Origin of the sequence: Siccirubricoccus phaeus (genome assembly GCF_008360935.1) — a bacterium.
GTDB lineage: Bacteria > Pseudomonadota > Alphaproteobacteria > Acetobacterales > Acetobacteraceae > Siccirubricoccus > Siccirubricoccus phaeus.
The window spans coordinates 1-26,779 of sequence record NZ_SRXO01000021.1 but is presented as its reverse complement, the minus strand read 5'-3'; the positions used below and the strand labels follow the sequence as shown (position 1 = coordinate 26,779).

General features: G+C 70.3%; 22 protein-coding genes. 15 read left to right on the top strand and 7 right to left on the bottom strand.

The window, feature by feature from the left end; translation table 11 throughout:
* Positions 1 to 179: 179 nt before the first annotated feature.
* Entirely contained in the window at positions 180 to 1,478 is a 1,299-nt protein-coding gene (locus E5N76_RS23105; RefSeq protein WP_149539686.1) for an NtaA/DmoA family FMN-dependent monooxygenase, read from the bottom strand.
* A gap of 265 nt (positions 1,479 to 1,743) precedes the next feature.
* On the opposite strand from E5N76_RS23105, the gene E5N76_RS23100 reads away from it, so the two are divergent.
* From E5N76_RS23100 to E5N76_RS23090, 3 genes are read left to right on the top strand one after another with little or no spacing between them, the layout of a single operon-like run.
* On the top strand, positions 1,744 to 2,571 hold the full coding sequence (locus E5N76_RS23100; RefSeq protein ID WP_149539685.1) for a transporter substrate-binding domain-containing protein: 828 nt from the start codon (positions 1,744 to 1,746) through the stop codon (positions 2,569 to 2,571).
* Positions 2,572 to 2,581: 10 nt separating this feature from the next.
* Positions 2,582 to 3,232 (top strand): amino acid ABC transporter permease, encoded by a 651-nt coding sequence (locus E5N76_RS23095; RefSeq protein WP_149539684.1) that lies wholly within the window; start codon positions 2,582 to 2,584, stop codon positions 3,230 to 3,232.
* The gene (locus E5N76_RS23090; RefSeq protein WP_328593070.1) at positions 3,225 to 4,040 is read left to right on the top strand and encodes an amino acid ABC transporter ATP-binding protein; all 816 of its coding nucleotides are present in this window, start codon (positions 3,225 to 3,227) and stop codon (positions 4,038 to 4,040) included. The genes E5N76_RS23095 and E5N76_RS23090 overlap by 8 nt, the downstream gene beginning before the upstream one ends.
* A 67-nt stretch (positions 4,041 to 4,107) precedes the next feature.
* Here the strand turns inward: E5N76_RS23090 and E5N76_RS23085 are convergent, their stop codons facing one another.
* The 3 genes from E5N76_RS23085 to E5N76_RS23075 all read right to left on the bottom strand — a co-directional run bounded on the left by E5N76_RS23085 (position 4,108) and on the right by E5N76_RS23075 (position 8,886).
* Positions 4,108 to 5,070, bottom strand: a complete 963-nt coding sequence (locus E5N76_RS23085; RefSeq protein ID WP_235907839.1) for a Bug family tripartite tricarboxylate transporter substrate binding protein — start codon at positions 5,068 to 5,070, stop codon at positions 4,108 to 4,110.
* A 96-nt stretch (positions 5,071 to 5,166) separates the two neighbouring features.
* On the bottom strand, positions 5,167 to 7,251 hold the full coding sequence (locus E5N76_RS23080; protein ID WP_149539683.1) for a hydantoinase/oxoprolinase family protein: 2,085 nt from the start codon (positions 7,249 to 7,251) through the stop codon (positions 5,167 to 5,169).
* A 3-nt stretch (positions 7,252 to 7,254) separates the two neighbouring features.
* Positions 7,255 to 8,886 carry a hydantoinase B/oxoprolinase family protein gene (locus tag E5N76_RS23075; RefSeq protein WP_149539682.1) on the bottom strand — a complete coding sequence of 544 codons (1,632 nt, stop codon included), beginning with the start codon at positions 8,884 to 8,886 and terminating at the stop codon, positions 7,255 to 7,257.
* Positions 8,887 to 9,001: 115 nt separating this feature from the next.
* Between E5N76_RS23075 and E5N76_RS23070 the strand changes: the two genes are divergently transcribed.
* From E5N76_RS23070 to ypfJ, 5 genes are read left to right on the top strand one after another with little or no spacing between them, the layout of a single operon-like run.
* Complete coding sequence (locus E5N76_RS23070) at positions 9,002 to 9,904, top strand: TauD/TfdA dioxygenase family protein (protein ID WP_149539681.1); 903 nt, start codon at positions 9,002 to 9,004, stop codon at positions 9,902 to 9,904.
* A gap of 4 nt (positions 9,905 to 9,908) precedes the next feature.
* Positions 9,909 to 10,754 carry a fumarylacetoacetate hydrolase family protein gene (locus E5N76_RS23065; protein WP_149539680.1) on the top strand — a complete coding sequence of 282 codons (846 nt, stop codon included), beginning with the start codon at positions 9,909 to 9,911 and terminating at the stop codon, positions 10,752 to 10,754.
* Complete coding sequence (locus E5N76_RS23060; RefSeq protein WP_149539679.1) at positions 10,751 to 11,734, top strand: Bug family tripartite tricarboxylate transporter substrate binding protein; 984 nt, start codon at positions 10,751 to 10,753, stop codon at positions 11,732 to 11,734. The genes E5N76_RS23065 and E5N76_RS23060 overlap by 4 nt, the downstream gene beginning before the upstream one ends.
* Positions 11,731 to 12,978 (top strand): CaiB/BaiF CoA transferase family protein, encoded by a 1,248-nt coding sequence (locus tag E5N76_RS23055; protein ID WP_149539678.1) that lies wholly within the window; start codon positions 11,731 to 11,733, stop codon positions 12,976 to 12,978. The genes E5N76_RS23060 and E5N76_RS23055 overlap by 4 nt, the downstream gene beginning before the upstream one ends.
* Positions 12,979 to 13,038: 60 nt before the next feature.
* Positions 13,039 to 13,881: a KPN_02809 family neutral zinc metallopeptidase gene (gene ypfJ, locus E5N76_RS23050; RefSeq protein ID WP_149539677.1), complete on the top strand. Its 843-nt coding sequence runs from the start codon at positions 13,039 to 13,041 to the stop codon at positions 13,879 to 13,881.
* Between the two features lie 198 nt (positions 13,882 to 14,079).
* Here ypfJ and E5N76_RS23045 read toward each other — a convergent pair whose 3' ends face one another.
* Positions 14,080 to 14,943 carry an HpcH/HpaI aldolase/citrate lyase family protein gene (locus E5N76_RS23045; RefSeq protein ID WP_149539676.1) on the bottom strand — a complete coding sequence of 288 codons (864 nt, stop codon included), beginning with the start codon at positions 14,941 to 14,943 and terminating at the stop codon, positions 14,080 to 14,082.
* 179 nt (positions 14,944 to 15,122) lie between these two features.
* Between E5N76_RS23045 and E5N76_RS23040 the strand changes: the two genes are divergently transcribed.
* Together E5N76_RS23040 and tcuA are read left to right on the top strand one after the other, a co-directional pair.
* Positions 15,123 to 15,809: a GntR family transcriptional regulator gene (locus E5N76_RS23040; protein WP_207792084.1), complete on the top strand. Its 687-nt coding sequence runs from the start codon at positions 15,123 to 15,125 to the stop codon at positions 15,807 to 15,809.
* Positions 15,810 to 15,875: 66 nt separating this feature from the next.
* On the top strand, positions 15,876 to 17,366 hold the full coding sequence (tcuA, locus tag E5N76_RS23035) for an FAD-dependent tricarballylate dehydrogenase TcuA (RefSeq protein ID WP_149539675.1): 1,491 nt from the start codon (positions 15,876 to 15,878) through the stop codon (positions 17,364 to 17,366).
* Between the two features lie 33 nt (positions 17,367 to 17,399).
* On the opposite strand, the gene E5N76_RS23030 is transcribed toward tcuA, so the two are convergent.
* Complete coding sequence (locus E5N76_RS23030) at positions 17,400 to 18,371, bottom strand: Bug family tripartite tricarboxylate transporter substrate binding protein (protein ID WP_149539674.1); 972 nt, start codon at positions 18,369 to 18,371, stop codon at positions 17,400 to 17,402.
* 93 nt (positions 18,372 to 18,464) lie between these two features.
* Complete coding sequence (locus E5N76_RS23025) at positions 18,465 to 19,301, bottom strand: flagellin (protein WP_149539673.1); 837 nt, start codon at positions 19,299 to 19,301, stop codon at positions 18,465 to 18,467.
* 303 nt (positions 19,302 to 19,604) lie between these two features.
* Between E5N76_RS23025 and rfbC the strand changes: the two genes are divergently transcribed.
* The 5 genes from rfbC to E5N76_RS31130 all read left to right on the top strand — a co-directional run bounded on the left by rfbC (position 19,605) and on the right by E5N76_RS31130 (position 26,509).
* Positions 19,605 to 20,150 (top strand): dTDP-4-dehydrorhamnose 3,5-epimerase, encoded by a 546-nt coding sequence (gene rfbC, locus E5N76_RS23020; protein WP_207792089.1) that lies wholly within the window; start codon positions 19,605 to 19,607, stop codon positions 20,148 to 20,150.
* Positions 20,150 to 21,235, top strand: a complete 1,086-nt coding sequence (gene rfbB, locus E5N76_RS23015) for a dTDP-glucose 4,6-dehydratase (RefSeq protein WP_149539671.1) — start codon at positions 20,150 to 20,152, stop codon at positions 21,233 to 21,235. Before rfbC ends, rfbB begins: the two co-directional genes overlap by 1 nt.
* Positions 21,235 to 22,131: a dTDP-4-dehydrorhamnose reductase gene (gene rfbD, locus E5N76_RS23010; RefSeq protein WP_149539670.1), complete on the top strand. Its 897-nt coding sequence runs from the start codon at positions 21,235 to 21,237 to the stop codon at positions 22,129 to 22,131. Before rfbB ends, rfbD begins: the two co-directional genes overlap by 1 nt.
* The gene (gene rfbA, locus E5N76_RS23005; protein WP_149539669.1) at positions 22,131 to 23,003 is read left to right on the top strand and encodes a glucose-1-phosphate thymidylyltransferase RfbA; all 873 of its coding nucleotides are present in this window, start codon (positions 22,131 to 22,133) and stop codon (positions 23,001 to 23,003) included. Before rfbD ends, rfbA begins: the two co-directional genes overlap by 1 nt.
* Positions 23,004 to 23,149: 146 nt before the next feature.
* The gene (locus E5N76_RS31130; RefSeq protein WP_149539668.1) at positions 23,150 to 26,509 is read left to right on the top strand and encodes a glycosyltransferase; all 3,360 of its coding nucleotides are present in this window, start codon (positions 23,150 to 23,152) and stop codon (positions 26,507 to 26,509) included.
* Positions 26,510 to 26,779 lie beyond the last annotated feature (270 nt).

The window sequence follows — 26,779 nt, the reverse complement described above, 5'->3', positions numbered from 1 at the left end:
CGGTTTAACGGCGCAGCGTCACCGCCCGCGCCGCCCGTTGCCCTGCCGCGGCTTCGCCGCGGCAGGCTGTGCGAGTCCTAAGCCGCCGACCCCCTTAATGGGCCCCATGGTGGCGCGCAGCGCCCGCCTGGGGCGAACCCCGGGGCCCCCGCGACGGCGCGAAGCGACGTCGTGGGGAACTAGAATTCCAGCAGCGTCTCCCGCAGGGTCTTCCCGGTGTATTCGGTGCGCACCAGGCCGCGTCGCTGCAGCGCCGGCACCAGCCCCTCGCACACCTCGGCGACGAAGCGCCGGCTGGCGCGCTGAAAGGGCGAGCTGATGAGGAAGCCGTCGCCGCCGATCTCCTCCATCAGCGCCGCCATCTTGTCCGCCACCGTCTCCGGCGAGCCGATCAGGTCGATCCCGCCCTCGAACCGCTCGCCCGCGAGCTGGCGCAGCGTCTTGCCGCTGCCCCATTGCGCGAAGCGGTCCAGCGAGCCCTGCTCGCCATTCGTCGTCAGATGCGGCAGCGGCTTGTCGAGGTCATAGACCGAGAAGTCGATATCGGTGATGGAACCGATCGCGGCCAGCGAGGCCTCGATGAAATTGGGATGGGAGATGGTGCGCCGGTGCCGTTCCCGTGCCTCCTCGTCGGTCTCGCCCAGGGTCGGATAGACCAGATAGAGCAGTTTGACGTCGTCCGGGTTGCGGCCGACGGCGGCGGCATGGGCGCGGACGTCCTCGCGGTACTGCTTCATCGCCTTGGCGCCATTGGCGGTGGCGATGATGGAATCCGCATGCGTCGCGGCGAAGCGGCGGCCGCGCGGCGAGCCGCCGGCCTGCACGAAGGCGGGGCGTCCTTGCGGCGCCGGCACCGTGTTCAGCGGCCCGCGCACGCGGAAATACTTGCCCTCGAAATTGATCGGCCTGACCTTGGTGAAATCGGCATAGGTGCCGGTCTCCCGGTCCATCACCACCGCGCCGGGCTGCCAGCTCCCGAAGAGCTGCTTCACCACCTCCACATATTCGTCGGCCATTTCGTAGCGCTGCTCGCGCGGCGGCAGCTCATGCATGCCGAAATTCTGCGCCGCCGCATCCTCGCCGCTGGTGACGATGTTCCAGCCGAAGCGGCCGCCGGTCATGTTGTCCAGCGTCACCGCCAGCCGCGCCAGCATGTAGGGCGGGTAGGCCATGGTGGACATGGTGCCGACCACGCCGAGATGCCGCGTCGCCGCGCCGATCATGGCGGCGAGCGGCATGGGGTCCAGCTTCGGCACCTGCAGGGCGTGCTTCAGCGCCGCCTCGGAGGTGCCGCGATAGGCCTCGGAGACCATCAGCGTGTCTTCCAGCATGATGTAGTCGAAGCAGGCGCGCTCCATCGCCTGGGCCATGTCCACATGGAAGCGGCCATCCCAGCCGCCCGTGCCGGTGGAGACGGCGCTGGTCCAGTCGCCGGGGGTGAAATTGGTGAACCAGCCGAGATGGAAGCGTTTCGGCATGCTGGACTCCTCGATCCCTGGGCCTGGGGCGGCGCGGCGGGCTGGCGGCGTGCAAGTGCCGGGCCAAGGAGCGGGGAGGGGCAGGGCGCCGCGCGGCGCCGAACCTGCCCAAGAAATGCCAGTTTCGACAAGCTGTTTGCCGATACGGTGAGCGGATTGCCGATGCTGGATCGGAAACGCCCGTCATGAGGGCAATTCAGTCGTTGGAATCCGCCCCGCCTCCTCGGCACCATCCCGCCGCCACCCCTGCCGGAGAGACAGAGGCATGACGTCGCGTAGGTCCCTGCTGCTTGGCGCCGGCGCGGCGCTCCTCGCCCCCCGCCTGGCCCAGGCCGAGGCGCTGGACGACATCCGCAGCCGCGGCGAGCTGATCGTCGGCATGGAAGCCGCCTACCAGCCCTATGAGTATTTCCAGGACGGCAAGATCGTCGGCTATGACGTGGAGATCGCCGAGCGCATCGCCAGGAAGCTCGGCGTGAAGCTGACGCTGATCGACACCGCCTGGAACGGCATCATCCCCGCCCTCTATGCGCGGAAATTCGACTGCATCATCTCCGGCATGGTCATCAACCGGGAAAGGGCCCAGCGCGTCCTCTTCTCCATGCCCTATTCCGAATCCGGCACCGTCATCCTGAAGCGCGCGAATGACAACACGCTGCGCGTCGCCGAGGATCTCTCCGGCAAGATTGTCGGCACCCAGCTCGGCAGCGCCAACGATCCCGTGGCCAAGGCCTTCGAGGCGCGGCTGAAGGCGGCCGGCAAGCCGGGCTTCCGCGACTACAAGCTCTATGAGCATTTCCCCGAGGCCTATCTCGACCTCAACAACCGCCGCATCGACGCGGTCGCCGTCTCCCGCGCCGTCGCCAAGCTGCTGATCCGCAACACGCCCGGCCGCTACGCCATTGTCGAGGGCCTGCAGAACATCCGCGTCTATGTCGGCGCCGCGATCCGCAAGGAGGATCCGCAACTCGCAGCCTACATCACCGAGGTGCTGGGCGAGATGAAGGCGGATGGCTCCCTCGCCGCGCTGCAGACCAAATGGTTCGGGGAGACGATGGAAACCCCGAACGAAGTGCCGGCGGAACTGCCCTGAGCGCCGCGGCATGAATGAATTCGACTGGGGGACGGTGTGGTACGCCATCCCCTACATGCTCATGGGCACCTGGGTGACCTTGGAGATCTGCCTCCTCTCCATCCTCTTCGGCACCCTGGTCGGCGTGGTGTGCGGGCTGCTCAGCCTTTCCGGCGTCCGGCCGGTGCAATGGCTGGTGCGGGCCTATGTGTATTTCGTGCGCGGCACGCCGGCGCTGGTGCAGGTCTTCCTCATCTACTTCGCCCTGCCGCAGGTGGGCATCTACATCTCCGCCTTCTGGTGCGGCGTCATCGCGCTGTCCTTCAACGCCGGCGCCTTCATCGCGGAGATTGTCCGCGCCTCGGTCGAATCCATCGATGCGGGGCAGACCGAGGCGGCGATGGCGATCGGCATGACCCATCGCCAATCCCTGCTGCATATCCTGCTGCCGCAATCCCTGCGGCGCATGACGCCGCCCTTGACGAATGAGCTGATCACGCTGGTGAAGGGCTCCTCGCTTCTCTCGGTCATCTCCATCACCGAGCTGACACGCTCCGGCCAGGTGATCATCGCGGAGCGCTTCACCCCCTTCGAGATCTACATGGTGCTGGCGGTGTTCTATCTGGTGCTGATCTCGATCCTCTCCCGGCTATCGGAATATGTGGAGAAGCGCCTTGCCTGAGGCCGCGGTCGCCCCCGGGCTCGCCGCGCCGGCCGCCGCGGCGCCGCTGCTCGCCATCCGCCGGCTCTCGAAGATCTACAACGAGGTGGCGGTGCTGGACCGCGCCAGCCTGGACGTGGCGAAGGGCGAGATCGTGATGGTCATCGGTCCCAGCGGTGCCGGGAAATCGACGCTGCTGCGCTGCCTCAACCGTATCGAGGTGCCGAGCGAGGGCGAGGTGGTGCTGGACGGCGTGAACATGGGCGGCACGCTGCGCGACGGGAAGCTGGTGCCGGATGCGGCCGCAGTCACCGCGCGGAAGCGCCGCGACATCGGCATGGTGTTCCAGCGCTTCAACCTCTTCGCCCATCTCTCCGCGTTGCAGAACGTCGCCATCGGGCCGCGCCTGGTGCTGGGCATGCCACGCGAGGAGGCGGAGGCGCGGGCGAGGCGGGAGTTGGAGCGGGTGCAGCTCGGGGCGCATATGGCGAAGCGCCCGAACCAGCTCTCCGGCGGGCAGCAGCAGCGCGTGGCGATCGCCCGTGCGCTGGCGATGCAGCCGAAGGTGATCCTGTTCGACGAGCCCACCTCGGCGCTGGACCCGGAACTGGTGGGGGAGGTGCTGGAAGTCATCCAAGGCCTGGCACGGGACGGGATGACGATGCTGGTCGTCACCCACGAAATGCAATTCGCGCGGGAAGTGGGGACGCGGATCATCTTCATGGATGGTGGGCGAATCCTGGAGGACAGCCCGGCGAAGCAATTCTTCGAACGGCCTGAACAACCGCGCGCGCGGGACTTCCTGGCGCGGGTTGCGCGGCAGCATTGAGGGAGGGCTCTGCCCTCCCTCAAGCTCCACCCGCCAAAGGCCGAAGGGCCTTTGGAAACCATGAGTTTCAGGGGGCGCGGATGTTCCTTTCGCGGATGATGCGGCCCCACTTCGCTGCCTCGGCCCGAGCATAAGCCTCGAACGCCTCGGGCGGCTCGCCCAGCACCAGCAACCCAGCCGCCTCCAGCTTGCTGCGCAGCTCGGCATTGGCGAGCGCCGCCGTCGTGGCGGCGTAGAGCCGCCGCACCACGGCATCCGGCGTCCCGGCTACCGCCATGAAGGCGAAATCCGTCGAGGATTCGAATTCCGGCAACCCGCTCTCCGCCAGCGTCGGCACATCCGGCGCCAGCGGGGTGCGCTGTTTCGTGGAAACCCCAAGCGCCCGCACCTGCCCGGCCGCGATGAAGGGCAGGGCGGTGATGGCATCGACGAAGGTCACCTGCACCTCCCCGGCCAGCAGCGCCTGCGCCGCCGGCCCGCCACCGCGATAGGGGACGTGCAGCATGGAAATGCCGCCCATCGCCAGCAGCATCTCCGTCGCCATATGGCTGGTGCCGCCGACGCCGGAGGTGGCGAAGCTGAGCTTGTCCGGCTGCGCCCTGGCCAGCGCCAGCAGCTCCGCCAGGTTCCGCGCCGGCACCGAGGGATGCACGCAAAGGATCTGCGGACTCTTCGCGATCAGTGAGATGCCGGTGAAAGCGCGCTCGCTGTCATAGGGGATGTTCGGCACCAGATGCGGCGCGATGCCATAGGTGCTGTTGGTGCCGAGCAGCAGCGTGTAGCCATCCGGCCGCGCCCTGGCGACATAGGCCTGCCCCAGCGTGCCCGTCGCCCCCGGCCGGTTCTCCACCACCACCGGCTGGCCAAGCTCCACCGAAAGCCGCTGCGCCAGGATGCGCGTCACGCTGTCCGAGGAGCCGCCCGCGGGCCAGGGGTTGACGATGGTCACCGCATGGTCCGGGTAGGAGGGCTGCGCCCGCGCGATGGCGGGCAGGAAGGGCAGGGCGAGCAGCGCACGGCGGGCAAGCATCATCGGCACCCTCGGGAGGCTGGAGCGCGATCGCTCGCGGCGCGTGCACCGCGAAGCGTGAATCACGCGATCGAACCGGATGTTGGCCGTGCGGCGTCAGGCCAACTCCAGCACCAGGTTGAGATGCTTGTCCACCGCGACCCTGGTGGCAGGGCCGATGACGCAGGTGGATTCCCGTTCCTCTACCAGCGCCGGGCCGATGAATTCCATGCCCGGCCGCAGCGCATAGCGGTCATACACCGGGGCGGGCAGGGGGCCATGGCCTTCGAACACCACCGGCCTTGTGGCGCGCGGCGTGGGCGCGCCGCCCGCCTCCGCCCTGCCGCGGCCGATGCGGATATCCTGCCCCGGCGCGGCACAGGCCAGGCGCCAGGACAGCGCCTCGATCGGCTGATCCTCCACCACCCGGCCGAAGCGCAGCCGGTAGGCGGCGAAGAAGGCCTCGCGGATCGCCGGGACGTCCGCCTCGCCGAGAGCGAGGCCGGGCAGCGGCACGGGGATTTCAAACCCCTGGCCGACATGGCGCATATCGGCGGTGGGGGTCAGCACGATGGTGGCCGGATCGGCGCCGGACTCCTCCAGCAGGGTGCGGCCTTCCTCGGCCATTTCGGCGAACAGCGCATTCACCCGCGCCCAGTCCAGCCGTTCCAGCCTTCCGACCAGGCTGCGCACCATGTCGGTCGCCGGCGGCGCCACCAGGAAGCCGAGCGCCGAGGCGACGCCGGCGCCGAGCGGCACCACCACCCGGTTGATCTTCAGCAGCCGCGCCAGGTTCCACGCATGCACCGGCCCCGCGCCGCCGAAGGCGATCAGCGCATAGTCGCGCGGGTCGCGCCCCTTCTCCGCCAGATGCATGCGCGTCGCCGCCGCCATGGTCTCATCGACGATGCGCTGCACGCCGAGCGCCGCCGTATCCGCCGAGACGTTCAGCTTCGCTGCCACGCCCTCGGCGAAAGCGCGCCGCACCCGGTCCGGATCCAGCGCCATCTCGCCGCCGAGGAAGTAGGCGGGATCGAGCCGCCCGAGCATCAGGTCGGCATCGGTGACGCAGGGTTCCGTGCCGCCGCGGCCGTAGCAGACCGGGCCCGGCACCGCGCCGGCGCTGCGCGGGCCGACCTTCATCAGCCCGCTGCCCGGCTCCACCCGCGCGATGGAGCCGCCGCCGGCGCCGATCTCGATCATGTCCACGACCGAGACCTTCAGCGGCAGCCCGCTGCCCTTGACGAAGCGCCGCACCCGGCCGGCTTCAAAGTCGAATTTATGGTCCGGCGCGCCGTCCTCGACGAGGCACATTTTTGCGGTCGTGCCGCCCATGTCGTAGCTGACGACGCGATCGAGGCCCGCCAGCTTGGACAGGAACGCCGCCGCCATGGCGCCGGCCGCCGGGCCGCTTTCGATCAGGCGAATGGGAAAGGCCTTCGCCTCCCGCACCGCGCAGATGCCGCCGCCGGAGAGCATGACGTAAAGCCGCCCCTCGAAGCCGATCCGCGCGAGGTCGCGCTCCAGCTTGTCGAGATAGCGCTGCATGCGCGGCTGCACATAGGCGTTGGCGCAGGCGGTGCTGGTGCGCTCGAATTCGCGGATCTCCGGTGCCACCTCGGCAGAGAGGGTCAGCGGCAAATCGGGGTAGAGGCTGCGGATGATCTCGCCTGCCCGCGCCTCATGCCGCTTGTCGCGGTAGCTGTGCAGGAAGCCGATGGCCAGCGCCTCGACGCCCTCGCCCTCCACCAGCGCCTTCGCCTCGCGCGCCACCGCGGCCTCGTCCAGCGCCAGCAGCTCGTTGCCCTCGGCATCCAGCCGCCCGGGGATTTCCCGCCGCAGGTAGCGCGGCACCAAACTGGGCGGCGCCTCGAGGAACAGGTCGTAGAGGTCGTAGCGGATCTCCCGCCCGATCTCGAGGGAATCGCGGAACCCCGCCGTGGTCAGCAGCCCGACCTTGGCGCCGGTGCGTTCGATGACGGTGTTCGTCACCAGGGTCGTGCCATGCACCATGCTGTGCAGCTCGGCGGGCGTCAGCCCGGCCTCGCGCAGCACGCGCTGGGTACCTTCGATAATGGCCTCGGAGGGATCGGCCGGCGTGGTCAGCAGCTTCCCGGTATGCACCAGATCACGCGAGGGATCATGCAGGACGAAATCGGTGAAGGTGCCGCCGACATCGACACCAATGCGCGCAGTCGCCATCTCTCAGCCCGCCTTCGTCACATAGCCGTCGCGGAGATCGGCGGCGAGTGCCGCCGCATCCCGCTCCGTCGGCGGGCCGTAGCCGCCGCCCCCGGCATAGCGCATCACCAGCCTTGTGCCCGGGTTGATCATGGTGCGGGATTTCGGATGCGGCCTGGTGCCGTCGCTCATCACGATCTCCGCCGGCGCGCCGGACGCGCCGCCACAGATGCCCTGGGCCGGATGATCCCGCCGGTCGCTCAGCAGGGAGAGGCGCAGCGGCGCGGGGGAGCGCACCTCGATCTCCGCCTCCTGCCCCAGCCCGCCGCGGAACCGCCCGGCGCCGCCACTATCCGGGCGGAGCTGCTTCTTCCAAACGATCAGCGGCGCCACGCTTTCGAAGGCCTCAATGGAGCCGGCCCCGGCATTGGTGGGGAAGGCCGTGGTGGGCAGCCCGTCCCGGTGCGGCGCCGCCCCCATGCCGCCCGAGGCGAAGAGGATCTGGCTGAACCTGTCCCCGTTGCGATCCACGCCGCTGAACAGCGCCCGCATGGTCGGCGCGCCGCCGCATTCGGCGATGACCTGCTCCGGCAGCACGCCTTCCAGCGCCTTGTAGATCGCCCCCGCCAGCAGGTGGCCGGTGAGCTGCCGCGCGCTGACCGGCGCCGGGAAGCACGGGTTGAGAATGCTGCCCTCCGGCGCCACCACCTGGATGGCCCGATAGCTGCCCTCATTGCGCGGGGTGAAGGGGTCCAGCGCGCATTTCACCGGATAGACCGAATAGGCGTGGGTGTAGTTCCACACGCAATTGATGCCGCGATCGATCTGCCGGCTGGTGCCGTCGAAATCGATCAGCATCTCGTCCCCGCGCACGGAAACGGCACAGGCGATCCGCGTCACCGCCTCGTCGAAGCCATCGGCCTCGATGGCGGCGCGGTACACGCCATCCGGCACCGCGGCGATCGCCTGGCGCATGGCGCGATCGGCGCGGCCGTGCAGGGCGCGGCCGAGGCCGGAAAGGTCCGCCAGCCCTGCATCCTCCAGGAATTCCGCCACCCGCGCGGCGCAGACCTCGTTCGCGGTAATCTGCGCTTCTAGATCGCCGGTCACCTGCTTCGGTAGCCGGACATTGGCGAGGAACATCTCCATCACTGGCTCGCTCCGCACGCCCTCGCGCAGCAGCCGGACAGGCGGGATGCGGATGCCTTCCTCGAACATCTCCCGGCAATCGGCGGACCAGAGCGCGCCGCCGACATCCGGGCTATGGGCGATGGAGCCGGCGAAGCCGACCAGCTTCCCCTTGTGGAAGATCGGCGTCACCGCGGTGATGTCCGGCAGATGCCCGGTCGCCAGCCAGGGGTCGTTGGTGATGACGCAATCGCCCGGCCGCCAGGTCTCGGCCGGGAATTTCTGCAGGAAATGCTTGGTGGTGCGCGGCAGGATGCAGGAGAAGCTGGCGATGCCACCGGTATTCTCGCTGATGCTGTCGCCATGGGCGTCCATCAGCACCGTGGCGAAGTCGTTCGATTCCCGGACGATGGTGGAGAAGGCGGTGCGCAGCAGCGCCGCTGCCGCTTCGTCGGCGATGGAGATCAGCCGGCTCCAGAGGATCTCCAGGGTGATCGGGTCGAAACCGCCATCCGCATCCGCCGTCATTCACGGGTCCTCTCTCTTATTTTGAGACGCTAGAGCCATGCCGCGAGGGGGACAAGCCGCCGGTTGATTTCCCCGGCGGCGCTGCCAGGATCGGCGCCGGCAAGGGAGGACATCCATGCTGGTCATCGAGCCAAGCGGGCAGGTGCTGGGCGCCACCGTGCACGGGCTGGACCTCGCGCAGCCGCTGGAGGATGCCGATTTCGCGGCGCTGCTGCAGGCGCTCGGCCGCCATGGCGTGCTGCGCATCCCGGCGCAGCGGATCGCGCCGCGCCACCTGCGCGACTTCTCCCTGCGCTTCGGCCCGATCCAGACCGGTATCGCCGACCGCTTCCGGGACCCTGAGGTGCCGGAAGTCGGCATCCTCTCGAATGTCGTGCGGGACGGCAAGCCGATCGGCCTGGCGGATGCCGGGCAGGACTGGCACACCGACATGTCCTACACCGCGACGCGGGGCTTCGTGAACGTGCTCTACGCCGTGCAGGTGCCGCGGCGGGACGGCAGGCCGCTCGGCGCGACGCTCTTCGCCAACACCCGCGACGCGGCGCGCGATCTGCCGGAAGAGGTGGTGCGGCGGCTGGAAGGCCTGACCGCCACGCATGACTTCAACGTGTTCTGGGAACGCATGCGCCGCCGACCCGGCAGCGCCCGCGCGGCGCTGACGCCGGAGCAGCGCGCCAAGCGCCCGCCGGCTCGCCACCCTGTGCTGCTGTCGCACCCGATCACCGGGGAGACCGTGCTCTACTGCAACCCCGGCTATGCCGAGCGGATCGACGGCCTCGACCCGGCGGAAAGCGCCCTCCTGCTGGACTACCTCATCGCCCACCAGCTCCAGGCGAAATACCGCTACGCGCATGAATGGACCGAGGGCGACGTGCTGATCTGGGACCATATCGGCACTTTGCACAACGCCATCCCGGATTATCGGCCGGACGAGCCCCGGCTGATGCTGCGCTGCCAGGTGATGGCGGCCGACATCTTCGACCCTGGTTTCCAGCAACGCTGGCTGAAGGCAGCCTGACCCCATGAAGATCATCAGCTTCGCCGCCCAGGCAGGCGAGTCCTACGGCCTGGTCCGGGGCGAGGGCATCGTCGATTGCGGCCGGCGCTTGCGCTACCGGGGCGTGAAGGCGGTGCTGGAGGCGGGGGCGCTCGGCGACCTGGCTGGCTTCGCCGATGCCGCGCCGGACCATGCGCTGGCCGATGTCACCGTGCTGCCGGCGGTGCCGCAGGACCGCAAGCTGCTCTGCGTCGGGCTGAACTACCGCGCCCATGTCGCCGAGGCCGCCGGGCGGGAGGTGCCGGAGAATCCGCGCATCTTCGCCCGGCTGGCGGACACCGTCATCGGCCATGGCGCGCCGCTCTGGCGGCCGGCCAATTCCACGCATTTCGACTATGAGGGCGAGCTGGCGGTCGTCATCGGCAAGCCGGGCCGCCGCATCCCGGCTTCGCAGGCGCTGGAGCATGTCGCCGCCTACACCATCTTCCAGGATGGCAGCGTGCGCGACTACCAGAAGCATTCGGTGACCGCGGGGAAGAATTTCCCGCATACCGGCCCGCTCGGCCCCTGGCTGGTCACCGCCGACGAGATCCCGGACCCGGCGGCGCTGACCCTGACCACGCGGGTGAATGGCGAGCAGCGGCAGCGCACCAGCACCGGCGACATGATCCTGAGTGTCGAGGCGCTGATCGAATACATCTCCGCCTTCACCCCGCTGGCGCCCGGTGACATCATCGCCACCGGCACGCCGGAAGGCGTCGCCCATGCCCGCAAGCCGCCGCCCTGGCTGGTGCCGGGCGATGTGGTGGAGGTGGAAATCAGCGGCATCGGCATCCTGCGCAACCCGGTCATCGCGGAACCTACAGCTTGATCGCCCAGCCCTTGCTTGCCCGCCGCGCCCTGCTGGCGGCGACGCTTGCCACGCCTTTGGCCACCCCCGCCTTGGCCCAGGCACCCTGGCCCAACCGCCCGGTCCGCCTCGTCGTCCCCTTCCCGCCGGGCGGCTCCAACGACGTCATGGCAAGGCCGCTGGCGGAGCGGCTGCAGGCGAAGCTCGGCCAGCCCTTCGTGGTGGAGAATCGCGGCGGGGCAGGGGGCGCCATCGGCGCCGGCCAGGTCGCCCAGGCCCCGGCCGATGGCTATACGCTGATGGTCACCTCCTCCTCCTTCCCCACCACGGCGGTGCTGCAGAAGACGGCCTGGGATGCGGAGGGCAGCTTCGACGCCGTGGCGCTGCTGGCCCGCGCACCCTTCTTCCTGATGACCAATCCCGGCTTCGCCCCGCGCGACGTGCCTGCCCTGGTCGCGCTGGCCAAGGCGCAGCCCGGCGGGGTAGATTACGGCTCCTCCGGCGCCGGCGGCATCAACCACTTCATCTCCGAGTATTTCTGCCTGCGCGCCGGCATCCGGATGAACCATGTTCCCTACCGGGGGACAGCGCCGGCGGTGACCGACCTGGTGGCCGGCAACATCCAGCTCATGATCACCACCGTCGCCAGCGCCAATGCCGCCATTCGGGAGCAGCGCGTGCGCGTCATCGCCGCCACGGCGGAAGGCGGCGGGCTGCCGCCGGAGGTGCCGCCGGTGACCACGGTGCAGCAGCAGGGGGTGGATTACGAGGTCGCGATCTGGTGGGGGCTGCTGACCCCGCGCGGGCTGCCGCCGGAGCTGCGCCGGACCATCCACGGCGCGGTGAACGAGGCGCTGGCGGATGCCAATCTCCGCCGCATCTACGCCGCGGAGGGCGGCACCCCCTCGCCGGTCGGACCGGAGGAATTCCCCGCCATCCTGAAGGCCGACCTCGCCCGCTGGCGCGAGGTGGCGCAAGCCGCCAATATTCGCGCCGAATGAGCGAGCCAACCTCCCCTGGGGCCACCCCGCGCCGCCGCGCCTTCGACCCCGCCGCCACCGGCGCCCTGCATGGGCTCCGCGTGGTCGACCTTTCCCGCCTGGTGGCGGGGAACATCCTCACCAAGGTGCTGGCCGACCATGGCGCCGAGGTGGTGAAGGTGGAGCCGCCGGAGGGCGACACGCTGCGCGCCTGGCGCATCCAGGGGATTTCCACCACCTGGAAGACGCTGAGCCGCAACAAGCTCTCCATCTGCTTGGCGCTGCGCGATCCGCAGGCCATCGCGGTGGTGAAGCGCCTGGCGGCAGGCGCGGCGATCTTCGTCGAAAGCTTCCGCCCCGGCGTGCTGGAGGCGATGGGGCTGGGGCCGGAGGTGCTGCTGGCGCTCAACCCGCGTCTGGTTATCGTGCGAATCAGCGGCTGGGGGCAGGACGGCCCCTACCGGCACAAGCCCGGCTTCGGCACGCTGGTGGAAGGCTATTCCGGCTTCGCCGCGGTGAACGGCTTCGCCGACCGCGAACCCGTGCTGCCGCCCATGTACATGGCGGATGGCTATGCCGGCCTCTACGGCGCCGCCACGGCGATGATCGCGCTGCGCCATGCCGAGGCGACGGGGCAGGGCCAGGTGATCGACCAGACGCTGTTCGACCCCATCCATGTGATGATGGAGCCGCAGCACGCCAATTGGAAAATCAACCGCAAGCTGAAGCCGCGCACCGGCAGCCGCAGCACCAATGCGGTGCCGCGCAACGCCTACCGGACGAAGGATGGCGGCTGGGTCTGCCTCTCCGCCTCCACCCAGGGGATGACGGAGAAGCTGCTGCGCAGCATCGGGCGGGAGGAGCTGATCACCGACCCCCGCTTTCGCACCAATGCGGACCGCGTGCAGCATGGCGAGGCGCTGGACAGCATCATCGCCGACCACATCAAGGGCCTGACCCTGGCCGAGACCCTGGCGAAATTCGATGCCGCCGGCGTGACCATCGGCCCCATCATGGATGCGGAGATGCTGGAACATGACCGCTATGTGGTGGAGCGGGAGGCGGTGATCGAAGTGCCGGATGCGGAGATGCCGGGGGGCTGGCTGCCCATGCATGGCGCGGTCCCGCGGCTTTCCGCCACCCCGGGCATCCTCGCCCGGCCGGCGCCGCAACTCGGCGAACATAATGAGGCGGTGCTGGGCCCGCTATTGGGCGCCGGCGAATTCGCGCGGCTGCGCGAGGCGGGTATCATCCAGGGCGGCTGAGCCTGCCCGGAACCCGGCCATGGCCGGCGCTGTTTCCGCTGCAGCACGGAGGAGGCGGCGATGCGGCTGGAGGGCGAGCGCGAAAGCGGCAATGTGGTGGATCGCCGCCGCGGCGGCGGCCTGCCCATCGGCCTGGCCGGCGGCGGCATCGGCAGCATGGTTCTGGTGGTGGTGGCGCTGCTGCTCGGCGTCGATCCGACCATCCTCTTCAGCGGCGGGGAGGAGCCGGGGCGGCAGATCACCCAGTCCGGCCCGCCGGACCCGGCGCAGGAAAGCGAGCGCCGCTTCGTCGCCCAGGTGCTGGCCACCACGGAGGATGCCTGGGGCGAGATCTTCCGCCGCAGCGGCCAGCGCTACGCCCCGCCCAGCCTCGTCCTCTTCACCGGCGCGACGCAAAGCGGCTGCGGCTTCGCGCAAAGCGCGGTGGGACCCTTCTATTGCCCGGAGGACCGGCAGGTCTATCTCGACCTCGGCTTCTTCCGGGACATGGAACGCCAGCTCGGCGCGCCGGGGGATTTCGCCCGCGCCTATGTCATTGCGCATGAGGTCGGGCACCATGTGCAGAATGAGCTGGGCATTCTGGCGCGGGTGAACCAGGCGCGGCGCGGCCGCAGCGAGGCGGAGGGCAATGCGTTGCAGGTGCGGGTCGAGCTGCAGGCGGATTGCTTCGCCGGCCTTTGGGCGCGGCATACCCAGCGCGTGCTGGAACCGGGCGATATCGAGGAAGGCATCAACGCCGCCGCGGCGGTGGGGGATGACCGGCTGCAGCGCCGGGCGCGCGGCACGGTGGTGCCGGAAAGCTTCACCCATGGCAGCTCCGCCCAGCGGGTGCGCTGGTTCCGCCGGGGGCTGGATAGTGGGGATCCGCGGCAGTGCGACAGCTTTGGGATGGAGGCGCCTTAGCCTGGGGGCGACGCCCATAGGTGCGAAGCAGCCCGGTGAGGATGGGGGGCTTCGCCCTCGCCCCCCCCTGCCAGCTTCAAACGTCGGGTCCAAAACTCACACCGGGGTCCGGGGACCGGTCCGGTCCCCGGCGGGGGTGCAGGGGGCAGCGCCCCCTGCTGGGGGCATGGGGGCAAAGCCCCCAACCCGGCGCCCCCATCATCGCACCCGCGCCAGCAGCCTGCGCGCCCGTTCCACCACCGGCTCGTCGATCATCTGCCCTTCGAAGCTGACCGCCCCCAGACCCTTGGCCACTGCCTCGGCGAAGGCCGCCACCATGCGCTGCGCCCGCGCCACCTCTTCCGGCCGCGCCCCGTATTCCTCATTGATGATCGGTACCTGGGTGGGGTGGACGCAGCTCGCGCAGGCGAAGCCCATGGTCTTGGACCGCCGCAGCATGGCCCGGTAGCCTTCCAGATCCGAGATCCCGGCCACCGTGCCGATGAAGCCCAGCGGCAGCACCCCCGCGGCGCGCGCCGCCAGCACCGTCAGCATCTTCGGCAGGAAGAGCGCATCGGGCGTCGGCTCCATGCCGAGATCGGTGGCCAGGTCCTCGCCCCCCGCGCCCAGCGCCACGATGCGCGGATCGGCCCGCGCGATCGCCTCCAGCGCCGACAGCGCCTCGGCCGTTTCCACCAGGCCGATGAAGCGGGTGCGGCCCACCGCCACGCCCTGCGCGGCCTCCGATTCCGCCACCAGCTCGGAGAGCAGCCGGACATGGTCCGGCCCCATCAGCTTGGTCAGCACCAGCACATCCGCGCCGGCGGCGATGGCGGCGTCGATATCCTGCACCGCCATGCGCAGCGGCCGGTTGATGCGGACGCAGACATCGGCGCCGCCCTGCCGCACGCTCGGCACCGCCCTGGCGAGCGCCGCCCGGGCGGCGGGCTTTTCCGCCGGCGCCACCGCGTCCTCCAGGTCGAGGATGATGGCATCCGCCCCCCTGGTATGGGCCTTGGCGACGAAGCTTTCCCGCGTCGCCGGCACATAGAGCAGCGATCGCCAGTTCGGCAGCGCGCGCATCCGCGTCTCTCCCGTTCCCGAGCGTGATCGCCTGGGGTCGAAGCGACCGAAAGCGCGACTCACGCGGCCAGACCAAGGCCGGGAGCAGGGTGGTGAGCGCAGCTCCGCCCATCCCGCGCCCGGCGGCGGATGCTCGCCCCGGGGGCGGGGCGGGTCAATGGTGCTTGCATCCTTCCGGTATGCGCGCGTATGCAACCGCCATGCGCCGCACCGCCACCCTGCCGCTTCCCGCCGGGCAGAGCCTGGCCGAGCAGGCCTATGAGCGTTTCCGCCAAGGGCTCCGCAGCGGCGCCCTGCAGCCCGGCCAGCGCGTGCTGGAAGCGGAGCTGGCCGAGCGGCTGGGCATGAGCCGCACCCCGGTGCGGGAGGCGATCCGCCGGCTGCAATCGGAAGGCCTGCTGGCCCCGGGGCCCGGCGGCGGGCTCTGCGTCGCCGCCTATGGCCATGCCGAGGTGGACGAGCTTTACGTGATGCGCGAGGCGCTGGAAGGCACCGCCGCCCGGCTGGCGGCCCAGCATGCCGGGCGGCCGGACATCATGCTGCTGCAGCGCATGGTGGCGGAAGAGGCCGGGTTGCCGGCGGAAGCGGTGGCGGAGCACAACCGCCGCTTCCACCGCGCCCTGCATCAGGCGGCGCATAACCGCTATCTGCTGCGGGCGCTCTCCGCGCTGTCGGATGCGCTGCTGCTGCTGGGGCCGACGACGCTGGAACTGCCCGGCCGCGCCGTGGCGGCGCGGGAGGAGCATGCGCGCATCGTCGCCGCGGTGGCGGCGCGGGACGCGGCGGGGGCGGAGGCGGCGGCCCGGGCGCATATCCAGGCGGCGCATGCGGCCAGGCTGGGCATGGCGGCGGCGGAGCCGGGCTAGCTGGACAGCCTCCGCGGCCCGTGCATACATCGGTGCACAAACACGCCAGAAGAGGGGCCTCGGAACATGGCCGACGAGTTCGACGTCATCGTGGTGGGCGGCGGCAATGCCGCCTTCTGCGCCGCGCTCTCCGCGCAGGAGCAGGGCGCCCGCGTGGTGGTGCTGGAGCGCGCGCCGGAGGAGGAGGCGGGCGGCAATACCCGCTTCACCGCCGGCAATATCCGCTTCGCCTATCGCGGCGTCGAGGATCTCAAGGCGATCATGCCCGACCTGACCGAGGCGGAGATCGCCATCACCGATTTCGGTACCTATACCGAGGAGCAATTCTTCGACGACATGTTCCGGGTGACGCGCAACCGCACCGACCCGGATTTGTGCGAAATCCTGGTGCGCCGCAGCTTCGAGACGATGAAGTGGCTGCACGGCAAGGGGGTGAAATTCGCCCCCATCTGGGGCCAGCAGGCCTTCAAGATCGACGGCAGGTTCAAGTTCTGGGGCGGCCTCACCGTCTCCGCCTATGGCGGCGGGCCGGGGCTGGTGCAGGCGGAGACGGAATCGGCGAAGAAGCGCGGCATCGAGATCCGCTATGCGACCCGGGCACAGAAGATCCTGTATGACGGCTTCAAGGTGCTCGGCGTGCAGGTGAAGTCGCCCGGCCGCATCTACGATATCAAGGCGCCCTCGGTGATCCTCGCCGCCGGCGGCTTCCAGGGCGATGCGGAGATGCGCACCCGCTACCTGGGCCCGGGCTGGGAATTGGCGAAGGTGCGCGGCACCCGCTTCAACACCGGCGACGGCATCAAGATGGCGCTGGAGATCGGCGCCTCGCCCTTCGGCAACTACTCCGGCTGCCATGCGGTGCAGTGGGACTTCAACGCGCCGGAGTACGGCGATCTGGCGGTGGGCGACGCCTTCCAGAAGCACTCCTACCCCTGGTCGGTGCTGATCAACGCCAATGGCAAGCGCTTCCTCGATGAGGGCGCGGATTTCCGCAACTACACCTATGCGAAATATGGCCGCGTGGTGCTGGAGCAGCCGGGCAATTTCGCCTGGCAGGTCTTCGACGCGAAGGTGGAGAAGCAGCTCCGCGACGAATACCGCATCAAGCAGGTGACGAAGGTGGAGGCGAACACGCTGGAGGAGCTGGCGGCGAAGCTCGAGGGGGTGGACGGCAAGGCCTTCCTCGAGGAGATCCGTGCCTACAACGCCGCGGTGCGGCAGGACATCCCGTTCAACCCGAACATCAAGGATGGCCGCTGCACCGAGGGTCTCGCGGTCAACAAGACCAACTGGGCCAACACCGTCGATCAGGGGCCGTTCAAGGCCTTCCAGGTGGGCTGCGGCATCACCTTCACCTTCGGCGGGCTGCGGATCGACACCGAGGCGCGGGTGCTGGATGACGACCAGGCGCCGATCCCGGGCCTCTACGCGGCCGGGGAGCTGGTGGGGGGCATCTTCTACTTCAACTATCCGGGCGGCTCCGGCCTCATCAACGGCGCCGTCTTCGGCAAGCTGGCCGGCGCCACCGCGGTGGCGGACCAGCGGAGCAACGCGTAACCCGGGCAGGGCGGGCCGGCTGGCCCGCCCGCCTCACTCCGGCTTGACGTTGGCCGCCTTCACCACCGGGCCCCAGCGATCATACTCGGCCTTGACGAAGCGGTCCGTCGCCGCCGGGTCCATCCAGATCGGCTCGCTGCCCAGTTCCAGCAGCCGGGCCTTCAGCGCCGGTTCCTGCAGAATCTCCTTCAGCGCCGCGGCCAGGCTGTCGATGATCGGCTGCGGCGTGCCGCGCGGGGTGAAGAGGCCGGTCCAGGACCGCACGGCGTAATCCGGCACGCCCTGCTCCTGCATGGTGGGAATGTTGGGCTGGCTGCCGACGCGCTGGTCCGTTCCCACCGCCAGGATCTTCACCCGCCCGGATTGCGCCGGGCCCAGTACCGTCGGCAGGTTCAGGAACACCATGGGCACGGTGCCGGCGATGACGTCCGAGATCGCCTGACCGCCACCGCGATAGGGCACATGGGTCAGCTCCAGGCCCGTGCGAAGACGGAACAGCTCCCCGGCCAGGTGGTTGGAGGAGCCGACGCCCGAGGAGCCGAAGCTCATCCCGCCCTGGGTCGCGCGGATCTTCGCGATCAGCTCCGGCACGCTGTTCACGCCGAGGCCGTTGGTGACCGCCAGCACATTCGGCACATCCACCAGCATGGCGACGGCGGCCAGGCTCTGCTGCACGTCATAGCCGAGATCGGGCTGGATCAGCGCATGGAAGACATGGTTGGAGGCGGAGGAGACCAGCATGGTCAGCCCGTCCGGCCGGGCGCGGGCCACCATGCCCATGCCGAGGCTGCCGCCGCCGCCCGGGCGGTTCTCGATGACGAAGGGCTGGCCGAAGCGGGCTTCGAGATGCGGGGCGAGGAGCCGCGCGGCGACATCGTTGGACCCGCCCGGGGCCCAGGGAACGATGAGCGTGACCGGCCGGCTGGGCCAGGCGGGTTGCGCGAGAAGGGGGCTGGGCAACAGGCTTGCCGCCAGCAGCAGGGTTCGACGTGCGATGCGAGCCATGGCGTGCCTCCCGGGACGGCCTGGGCCTCGCTGTAGCAGGCTGGGACGGGGCGTAAACCCCCCGCCGAAACCTCTCTCGGGCCTGGGACGGGATCAGCCGCGGAACAGGCTCAGCAGGGATTGCGGCGCGGAGTTGGCGATGCCGAGCGCCTGGGTGCCGAGCTGCTGGCGGATCTGCAGCGCCTGGAGGCGGGCGGATTCCTTGGCCATGTCGGCGTCGATCAGCGCGCCGAGGCCGCTTTCCTGCGCATCCAGGATCGACTTGTTGTAGTTGATCTGGCTTTCGACGTAGTTCGAATAGCTGCCGAAATTATTGAGCTGCGTCAGCACGTTGGTGATGGCCGTCATGACCGAGCCGGTGGTGGAGAGCGCCGCCGCGGCGCTGCCCGCCGTCCAGGTATTGGCCGTCGAGACCACGTTGTAGATGTTGGTCAGCGCCGCGTAGCCGCTGAAGGTGTAGTAGGTGCCCTGGCCGTTGGTGACGACGTTGACGCCGAGCGTCGCCGGGTCGTTCAGCACGTTCAGCCCGTTATAGCTGGCATCGTTGATGAAGGACTGGATGTTGTTGGTCAGCTCCTTCACCTGCGCCTGGTACTGGGTGCGCTGTTCGGCGGTGATGGTGCCGTCGGCGAGTTTGACCGTGGTGGTCTTCAGCTTCTGCAGCGCTTCGGAGACATTCTCCAGCGCGGCGTTGGTGACGTCCAGCAGGCCCTTCACGCCGCCGAGCTGCTCATTGGCCGAGGTCGTAGCCGAGATGTCGCCGCGGATGCGTTCGGCGACGGCGAAGGCGGCGCCGTCATCCTTCGCATCCGCCACCCGGAAGCCGGTGGAAATCCGCTTCTGGGTAGCCGAGAGCTCATCGCTGGTGCGGTTCAGCGACTGCAGCGCCACCATGGCACCGATATTGGTGTTCACGGAATTCAGCGGCATGGGCTTTTCCCTCAGTCGGCGACCTCGATCCTCGGGTCGGTCCGCGGCAGAGTGCGCCGACAAAGTGAACAGCCGGTGAAAGCACCCGGCGAAAAATGGGGTCGCCCCACAACCTTTACGGGCGATTGCTTGACTTCCCGTCGCCGCAACGGGCAGAAGAGGCTTGGCCCGTCCGGCTATTGCCAGGGGCGGCTGCCCGGCCCGCCACCATTCCGGGAGTGTTCAGTGTCCGCGCAGGTCCAGAACGAACCGCACGCCCCGCCGCCGACCACCGCCGGCAATTTCACCGCCTCCCGCTACGCCCTGCCCGGGCCGGTGCTGATCACTCCGCGCCGCTTCGGCGACCATCGCGGCTTCTTCCTCGAAACCTACAGCGCGCGGGATTTCGCCGCCCTCGGCGTCGCGGATCTCTTCGTCCAGGACAACCACTCCCTCTCCGCTCAGCCGGGCACCATCCGCGGCATGCATTTCCAATTGCCGCCGCATCCCCAGGCCAAGCTGGTGCGGGTGCTGCGCGGCGCCATCCTCGACATCGCCGTCGATATCCGCCAGGGCTCGCCGCATTTCGGCCGCTTCGTCGCGGCCGAGCTTTCCGCCGCCAATGCCCAGCAGCTTTACGTGCCGGTCGGCTTCGCCCATGGGTTCTGCACGCTGGAGCCGGATACCGAGGTCGCCTACAAGGTGACCGATCTCTACGCGCCGGAGTGCGACCGCGGCATCGCCTGGGACGATCCGGACCTCGCTTTGCCCTGGCCCTTCCCGCCGGAGGCAGCGCAGCTTTCGGAGAAGGACCGCCGCGCGCCCCGGCTGCGCGACCTGCCGCCCGCCTTCGAATACCAGGGGAATTGATGCGTATCCTCCTCACCGGCGGCGCCGGCTTCATCGGCTCCGCCGTCACCCGCCTCCTCGTGCTGGAGAAGGCGGCAACCGTGCTGGTCGTGGACAAGCTGACCTATGCCGGGGATCGCCGCTCCCTCCGCGACTGCGAGGGGAAGCCCGGCTTCGCCTTCGAGCAGGCGGATATCTGCGACCTGCCGCGCATGCGCGCGCTGATGGCGGAATTCCGGCCGGATGCGGTGATGCACCTGGCGGCGGAAAGCCATGTGGACCGCTCCATCACGGGCGCGGCGGATTTCATCCAGACCAACATCAACGGCACCTTCGCCATGCTGGAGGCGGCGCGGGCCTATCACGCCGCGCTCGAGCCGGCGGCCAGATCCGCCTTCCGCTTCCACCATATCTCGACCGATGAGGTGTTCGGCTCGCTCGGCCCGACCGGCGCCTTCAGCGAGACCACCGCCTACGACCCGCGCTCGCCCTATTCGGCCAGCAAGGCGGCCTCCGACCATCTGGTGCGCGCCTGGCACGAGACCTACGGGCTGCCGGTGCTGGTCACCAATTGCTCGAACAATTACGGGCCCTATCACTTCCCGGAAAAGCTCATCCCGCTGATCATCCTGAACGCGCTGGATGGCAAGCCCCTGCCGGTCTATGGCGATGGCAGCAATATCCGCGACTGGCTCTATGTCGAGGACCATGCCCGCGCCCTGGTGACGGTGGTGGAGCGCGGCAAGGTGGGCGAGACCTACTGCATCGGCGGCCGCTCGGAGAGGCGCAACCTCGAAGTGGTGCAGACCATCTGCGACCTGCTGGACCAGCGGGTGCAGGCGGCGCGGCCGCGGCGGGAGCTGATCACCTTCGTCGCCGACCGGCCGGGCCACGACCAGCGCTACGCCATCGACTGCGGCAAGATCGAGCGCGAGCTCGGCTGGAAGCAGCGCGAGAGCTTCGAGACCGGCATCGCCGCCACCATCGACTGGTACCTGGCGAATGGCTGGTGGTGGCAGCCGCTGCGGGAGAAGAAGTACAGCGGCGAGCGGCTCGGCTTGCTCGCCGCCGCGGAGCGGCAGGAAGCAAGCGTGAAGGTGGGCTGATGCGCGTCCTCGTCATTGGCCGCACCGGCCAGATCTCCACCGAGCTGCTGGCCCGCCTGCCCAAGGCGGGGCATGCGGCGGTGGGGCTGGAGCCGCCGGAATTCGACATGACGGATGCCGCCCAGCTGGCCGCCGCCTTCGCCGCGCACCAACCGGAGGCGGTGATCAACGCCGCCGCCTATACCGCGGTGGACCGCGCCGAGGATGACCGCGCCACCGCCTTCGCGGTGAACGCCACCGGCCCGCGCCTGCTGGGCGAGGCGGCTGCGCGCGCCGGCATCCCGGTGGTGCACTACTCCACCGACTATGTCTTCGACGGCGTGAAGGACAGCCCCTATACGGAGGAAGACGCGCCCGCCCCGGTCGGGGTCTATGGCGCCTCCAAGCTGGCCGGGGAGTTGCTGCTGCATCTGGCGCAGCCGCGCAGCGTCACCCTGCGCACCGCCTGGGTCTGCTCCGCGCATGGCAACAACTTCGTCAAGACCATGCTGCGCTTCGGCAGGGAAAGGCCGGAGATGCGGGTGGTGGCGGACCAGCATGGCGCCCCGACCTTCGCCGACGATCTCGCCGATGCCGCCATCGCCATCCTGCCGAAGCTGGTGGCGGCCAAGGCTGGCGATCCCTGCTTCGGCGTCTTCCACCTGACCGGCCAGCCCTTCACCACCTGGCACGGCTTCGCGCAGGCCATCTTCGAGGGAGCCGCGAAGCGTGGCCAGCCCGCGCCGAAGCTGACCGCCATCGCCACCGCCGACTACCCCACCAAGGCGACGCGCCCGGCCAATTCCCGGCTGGATTGCAGCCGGGCCGCCGCCCGGCTCGGCATCGCCGCCGCCGATTGGCGCCAGGGCCTCGATCGCTGCCTGGATGCGCTGCTGCCCGCGAAGGAGAGCAATTGATGAAAGGCATCGTCCTCGCCGGCGGCAGCGGCACGCGCCTCTACCCGGCGACCTTGGCTGTCTCCAAGCAGCTGCTGCCGGTCTATGACAAGCCGATGGTCTATTACCCGCTCTCGGTGCTGATGCTGGCCGGGATCCGGGAGATCATGATCATCTCCACCCCGCACGACCTGCCGCTGTTCGAGCGGCTGCTGGGCGATGGCAGCCAATGGGGCATCCGCCTGGTCTACCAGGTGCAGGAAAAGCCTAACGGCATCGCCATGGCGCTGGTGCTGGCGGAGGAATTCCTTGCCGGCGGCCCCTCCGCCCTGGTGCTGGGCGACAACATCTTCCACGGGCATGAGCTGGATGCCCGCATGGCGGAAGCGCGCGGGGAGACCGGCGCCGCCGTCTTCGCCTACCGCGTCGCCGATCCGGAGCGCTACGGCGTGGCGGAATTCGACGCGAGCGGCCGCGCCCTGACCATCGAGGAAAAGCCGAAGCAGCCGAAATCGGACTGGGCGGTGACCGGCCTCTATTTCTATGACGGCCGCGCCCCCGCCATCGCCCGCGCGCTGAAACCCTCGCCGCGCGGGGAGCTGGAGATCACCGACCTCAACCGGGTCTATCTGGAGGAAGGCACGCTGCGCGTCGCCCGGCTCGGCCGCGGCTATGCCTGGCTGGACACCGGCACGCATGACAGCATGCTGGAAGCCGGCGAATTCGTCCGCGCCATCGAGAAGCGCACCGGCCAGAAGGTCGCCTCGCCGGAGGAGGTGGCCTGGCGCAAGGGCTTCATCGACGATGCCCAGCTCCTCAAGGTGGCGAAGCCGCTGCACAACAGCGGCTATGGCCGCTATCTGGAATCCCTGCTGCACCAGGCGGCGGGCTGAGCCCGCCACCCGCCGGGCACCCCCGCCGCGGCATGGCGCGAGCGTTGACAAGCGCCGGCCGCAGCGCGGAGCATCCGCGCGCATGATCTGCCCGCCTGGCCAGAGCCGTCCTCCGACGCCGACCGGCCGCGACCGGGTTTCGGGCCATGCTCGCTGACGCCTATCGGGCGCTGCTCGGCCGCAACCCCTCGGCGGAGGAGATGGCGGCCCGGGCCGGGCTGGGCCCGGCCGCGCTGCGGGCGACGGTGCTGCGCTCCGCCGAATTCGGCACCGTCCTCTCCCGCCTCGCCGCCGGCAGGCTGACCCGCCATGTCGCCCTTTCCGCCGAGGAGCTGCGCAGCGCCTGGGACTGGGCCGGGCGGGAAGGGCTGCTGCCGCCCGCGGTGCAGGCCATGCCCTGCTCCGCCGGGACGCTGACCGCCGGGCTGCTGGCCGCGCCGGAGCTGGCGCTGCGCCTCGCCAACCTGCCGCCGGCGCAGCAGGCCCGGCTTTCCGCGCTGGTTGCGGCGCCGCTGCGCAGCCCCTGCCATTTGGCGACGCAGATGGCCGGGGAGGAGGACCGGGCGATGCTCGCCGCCCTGCTCTTCGCCGGCCCGCCGGAGGCGCATCTTCCCCCCGGGCCGCCTCTGCCCCTGGCGGTCCTGCTGCGCCAGACGCTGGAACGCCCCGCCTGCCGCGCCACGGTGATCCAGCCCCTGCTGGCCGGTGCCGCCCTGCCGGAGGCGCGGCTCGACCCTTCCTCCCGCGCCGCCGTCGCCGCCTGGCTGCAGGAAAAACTGGGGGCGGAACCGCCCACCCCCTGGCCGGGCGGGCTGCTGGCCGCGCTGTTCCGCCTCTCCTTCGTGGCCGAGATGCTCGGCCTGCTCTTCCCCGCGGAGCAGGCGGCGCTGAACGCCGCCCTGCCGGGGCTGGCCTCCGGCCTCGCCCATCTGCGCGCCCTCCGCATCGGCGGGGAGGATGTGGCGATGGCCTATCTCGGCGTGCTCGGCCGCCCGGTGGAAGGCCCGGCCATCGCCGCCGCCCATGCCGGCGGCACGCTCTGGGGCCTGCTCTGCTCCCTCTTCGCCTCCCCGGAATTCCGGGAGAGGGTGCTGCACCGGCTGGTGGGCGACCATGCGGTGCCGCATCTCGGCCTCTCCCCCGCCCAGCTCATCGAGCTGGATGGCTGGCTGAGCCAGCGGCTCTGCCTGCCGCCGGCGCCGCCGGATGCGCTCATCCTGCTGCATGCGCTGCTCACCCTGCCGGCGGTGGCCGAGGAGCTGGGGCGGCTGCATGGGCTGCTCTGGACCGATGCCCGGGCGGCGCTGGAGGAAGCGATGGCCGCGGCGCGGGGCAGCGCGACGGGCGCCATCGCCTATGTCACCGGCGACCTCATCGTCGGCTGGGCGGAGGACCGGGCGCGGCCGGGCGAGGCGCTGGAAGTGGAGCTGCGCTGCAACGGCGCCCCGGTTGGGCTCGGCCGCGCCGACCGGCCAAGGCGGGATTCGCCGGATGCCCTGCCCACCGGCTTCCGCATCGCCTGGGATGGCCGGACGGCGCGGGGCAGCGCGCCGCGCCGCTTCCGCATCCATGATGCGCGGACCGGCCGGCCGATCGGCCATGAATTCCTGCTGGAGACCCTCTTCGCCGAGGCGGAGGAGACGGTGCAGCGCCTGGCCGCCGAGCTGGCCGAGGCGCGCGCCCTGCTGCAGCGGCTGGAGATGATGCTGCCCCAGGTGGAGAGCTTCGCCGCCTGGCCGCCCGCCCTGCACGGCGCCTTCCGTCACCGCCACGCCGTGGTGCCGCCCCCCGGCCCGCGCGCCCCGCTGCACCTGATGCTGGAGACGGCGGGCGCCACGGTGCGCGGCCTGCGCCGCACGCTGGACAGCCTGGCGGCGCAGAGCGCCGGCGACTGGACCGCGACCCTGCTGGTGCCGGCGCAGGGCGGGCTGCGCGCCTTGGCGGAGCAGGCGGCTTCGCGCGATCCGCGCATCACCCTGGGGGAGAGCGGCGCGGAACGCGACCTGCCGGCGGCGCCGGTCCTGCTGCTGGCCAGCGCCGGCACGCTCTTCGCGCCTGCCGCCTTCGCCTGGTTCGGCCATGCCCTGGCGGCGCATCCGGGCGCGGTCGCCGCCTACAGCGATGAGGATGCCGTCACCGAGCGCTTCCGCGACCACCCGGCGCATCGCGACCCGGTGCTGCGGGAGGCGCTGGACCCCTGGCGCCTCGCCTTCGCCAACCCGGCCGGGGAGCTGGTCTGCGCCAGGCGGGAGGCACTGCTCGCGGCCTGGGCGGCGGTGGGGCTGGCGACCTCGCGCTGGCTGCTCTGGGCGGCGCTGGCCCGGCAGGGGCCGGTTGCGCATATCCCCCGGCTGCTGCACGCCCGGCTGACGGAGGAGGCGCCGGAGCCCGTGGCGCCGGAAGGGCTGCCGGAATTGCCGCCCCCCGGGCTCCGCCCCCTGCTGCGCCACCCCTGGCTGCTGGACCCGCCCGCCACCTGGCCGGAGGATGAGACGCGCATCAGCGTCATCATCCCGACGCGCAATGGCGGCGCCCTGCTGCGGGAGGCGCTGGCCAGCCTCAAGGCCAAGGCGGCGCGACCGACCCTGCTGGAGCCGCTGGTCATCGACAATGGCTCCGACGCGCCGGAGACGCTGGCGATCCTCGCCAGCCTGGGCTGCCCGGTGCTGCGGCTCGATGAGCCCTTCAACTGGTCGCGGCTGAACAACCAGGCGGTGGCGCGCAGCCGCGGCGGCATCCTGCTCTTCCTCAACGACGATACGCGGATGCTGAGCGAGGGCTGGGATCTCTGGTTGCGGCGGCTGCTGGCGGAGCGGGAGGTCGGCGCGGTCGGCGCCCGGCTGCTCTATGAGGACATGACCATCCAGCATGCCGGCGTGCTGCTGGGGCAGGAGAAGCTGGCGGCGCATGAGGGCGTCGGCGCCGCGGCGGAGGAGGGCGGCCCGGGCGGCCGCTGGCAGGCGCTGCGGGCGGCGGGGGCGGTGACGGGGGCGTTCCTCGGCTGCCGGCGGGACGCCTTCCTGGCGGTGGGCGGCTTCGACGAGGCTGCGCTGCCCATCACCTTCAACGATGTGGATCTCTGCCTGAAGCTGCGAGCGGCGGGGATGCAGGTGCTCTACGCGCCGCAGATCGCGCTGCTGCATTACGAGAGCAAGTCGCGCGGGCATGACGATGCCGACCGTGCCCGGCAGGAACGGGCGGAGGCGGAGGCGCAAAGGCTGATGGAGCGCTGGGGGGAGGGGCTGCTGCTGGACCCCGGCTGCAACCCGCATTGGAGCCGCTGGGCGAAGCCCTTCTCGGCCTTGCGGGAGCCCTCGGCGGTGGAGATCGCGCGGCACCTGGCGGCGACGGCGGCGGAGCGGCCGTGGGACCCGCTTGGGGGCGCTGCCCCTAAACCCCCGGCAGAAGGGCGCCGCGGGCAGCGCCCGCGACCCTGCACCTCGGCCGGAGGGGTGGACCACCCCCGGGACCCCGGTGTGAGTCGGCAGGTCGACCGTCGGGTCTGAAACTCAGGCCGGATCCGGGGCCAGCGCCCCCTACCCGGGTTCGGGCCAGAGCAGATCGCCGGAGGGCGGCATCGCCCGGAGGCGTGAATCTGCTCTACAATCCATAAGCCAGAGCGGTTTCGCGCTGCACAGTCAGCGTGAAACCGCTCTAGGGTCTGTTGAGATTTAGCGTGAGTGGATCACGGTGGTGGCGAGGTAGATCATCGCGGCGAAGCTCTGGTCGGTCTTTTCGCTGCGCATGGCGATGCGCTTGAAGTCCTTCAGCTTGCA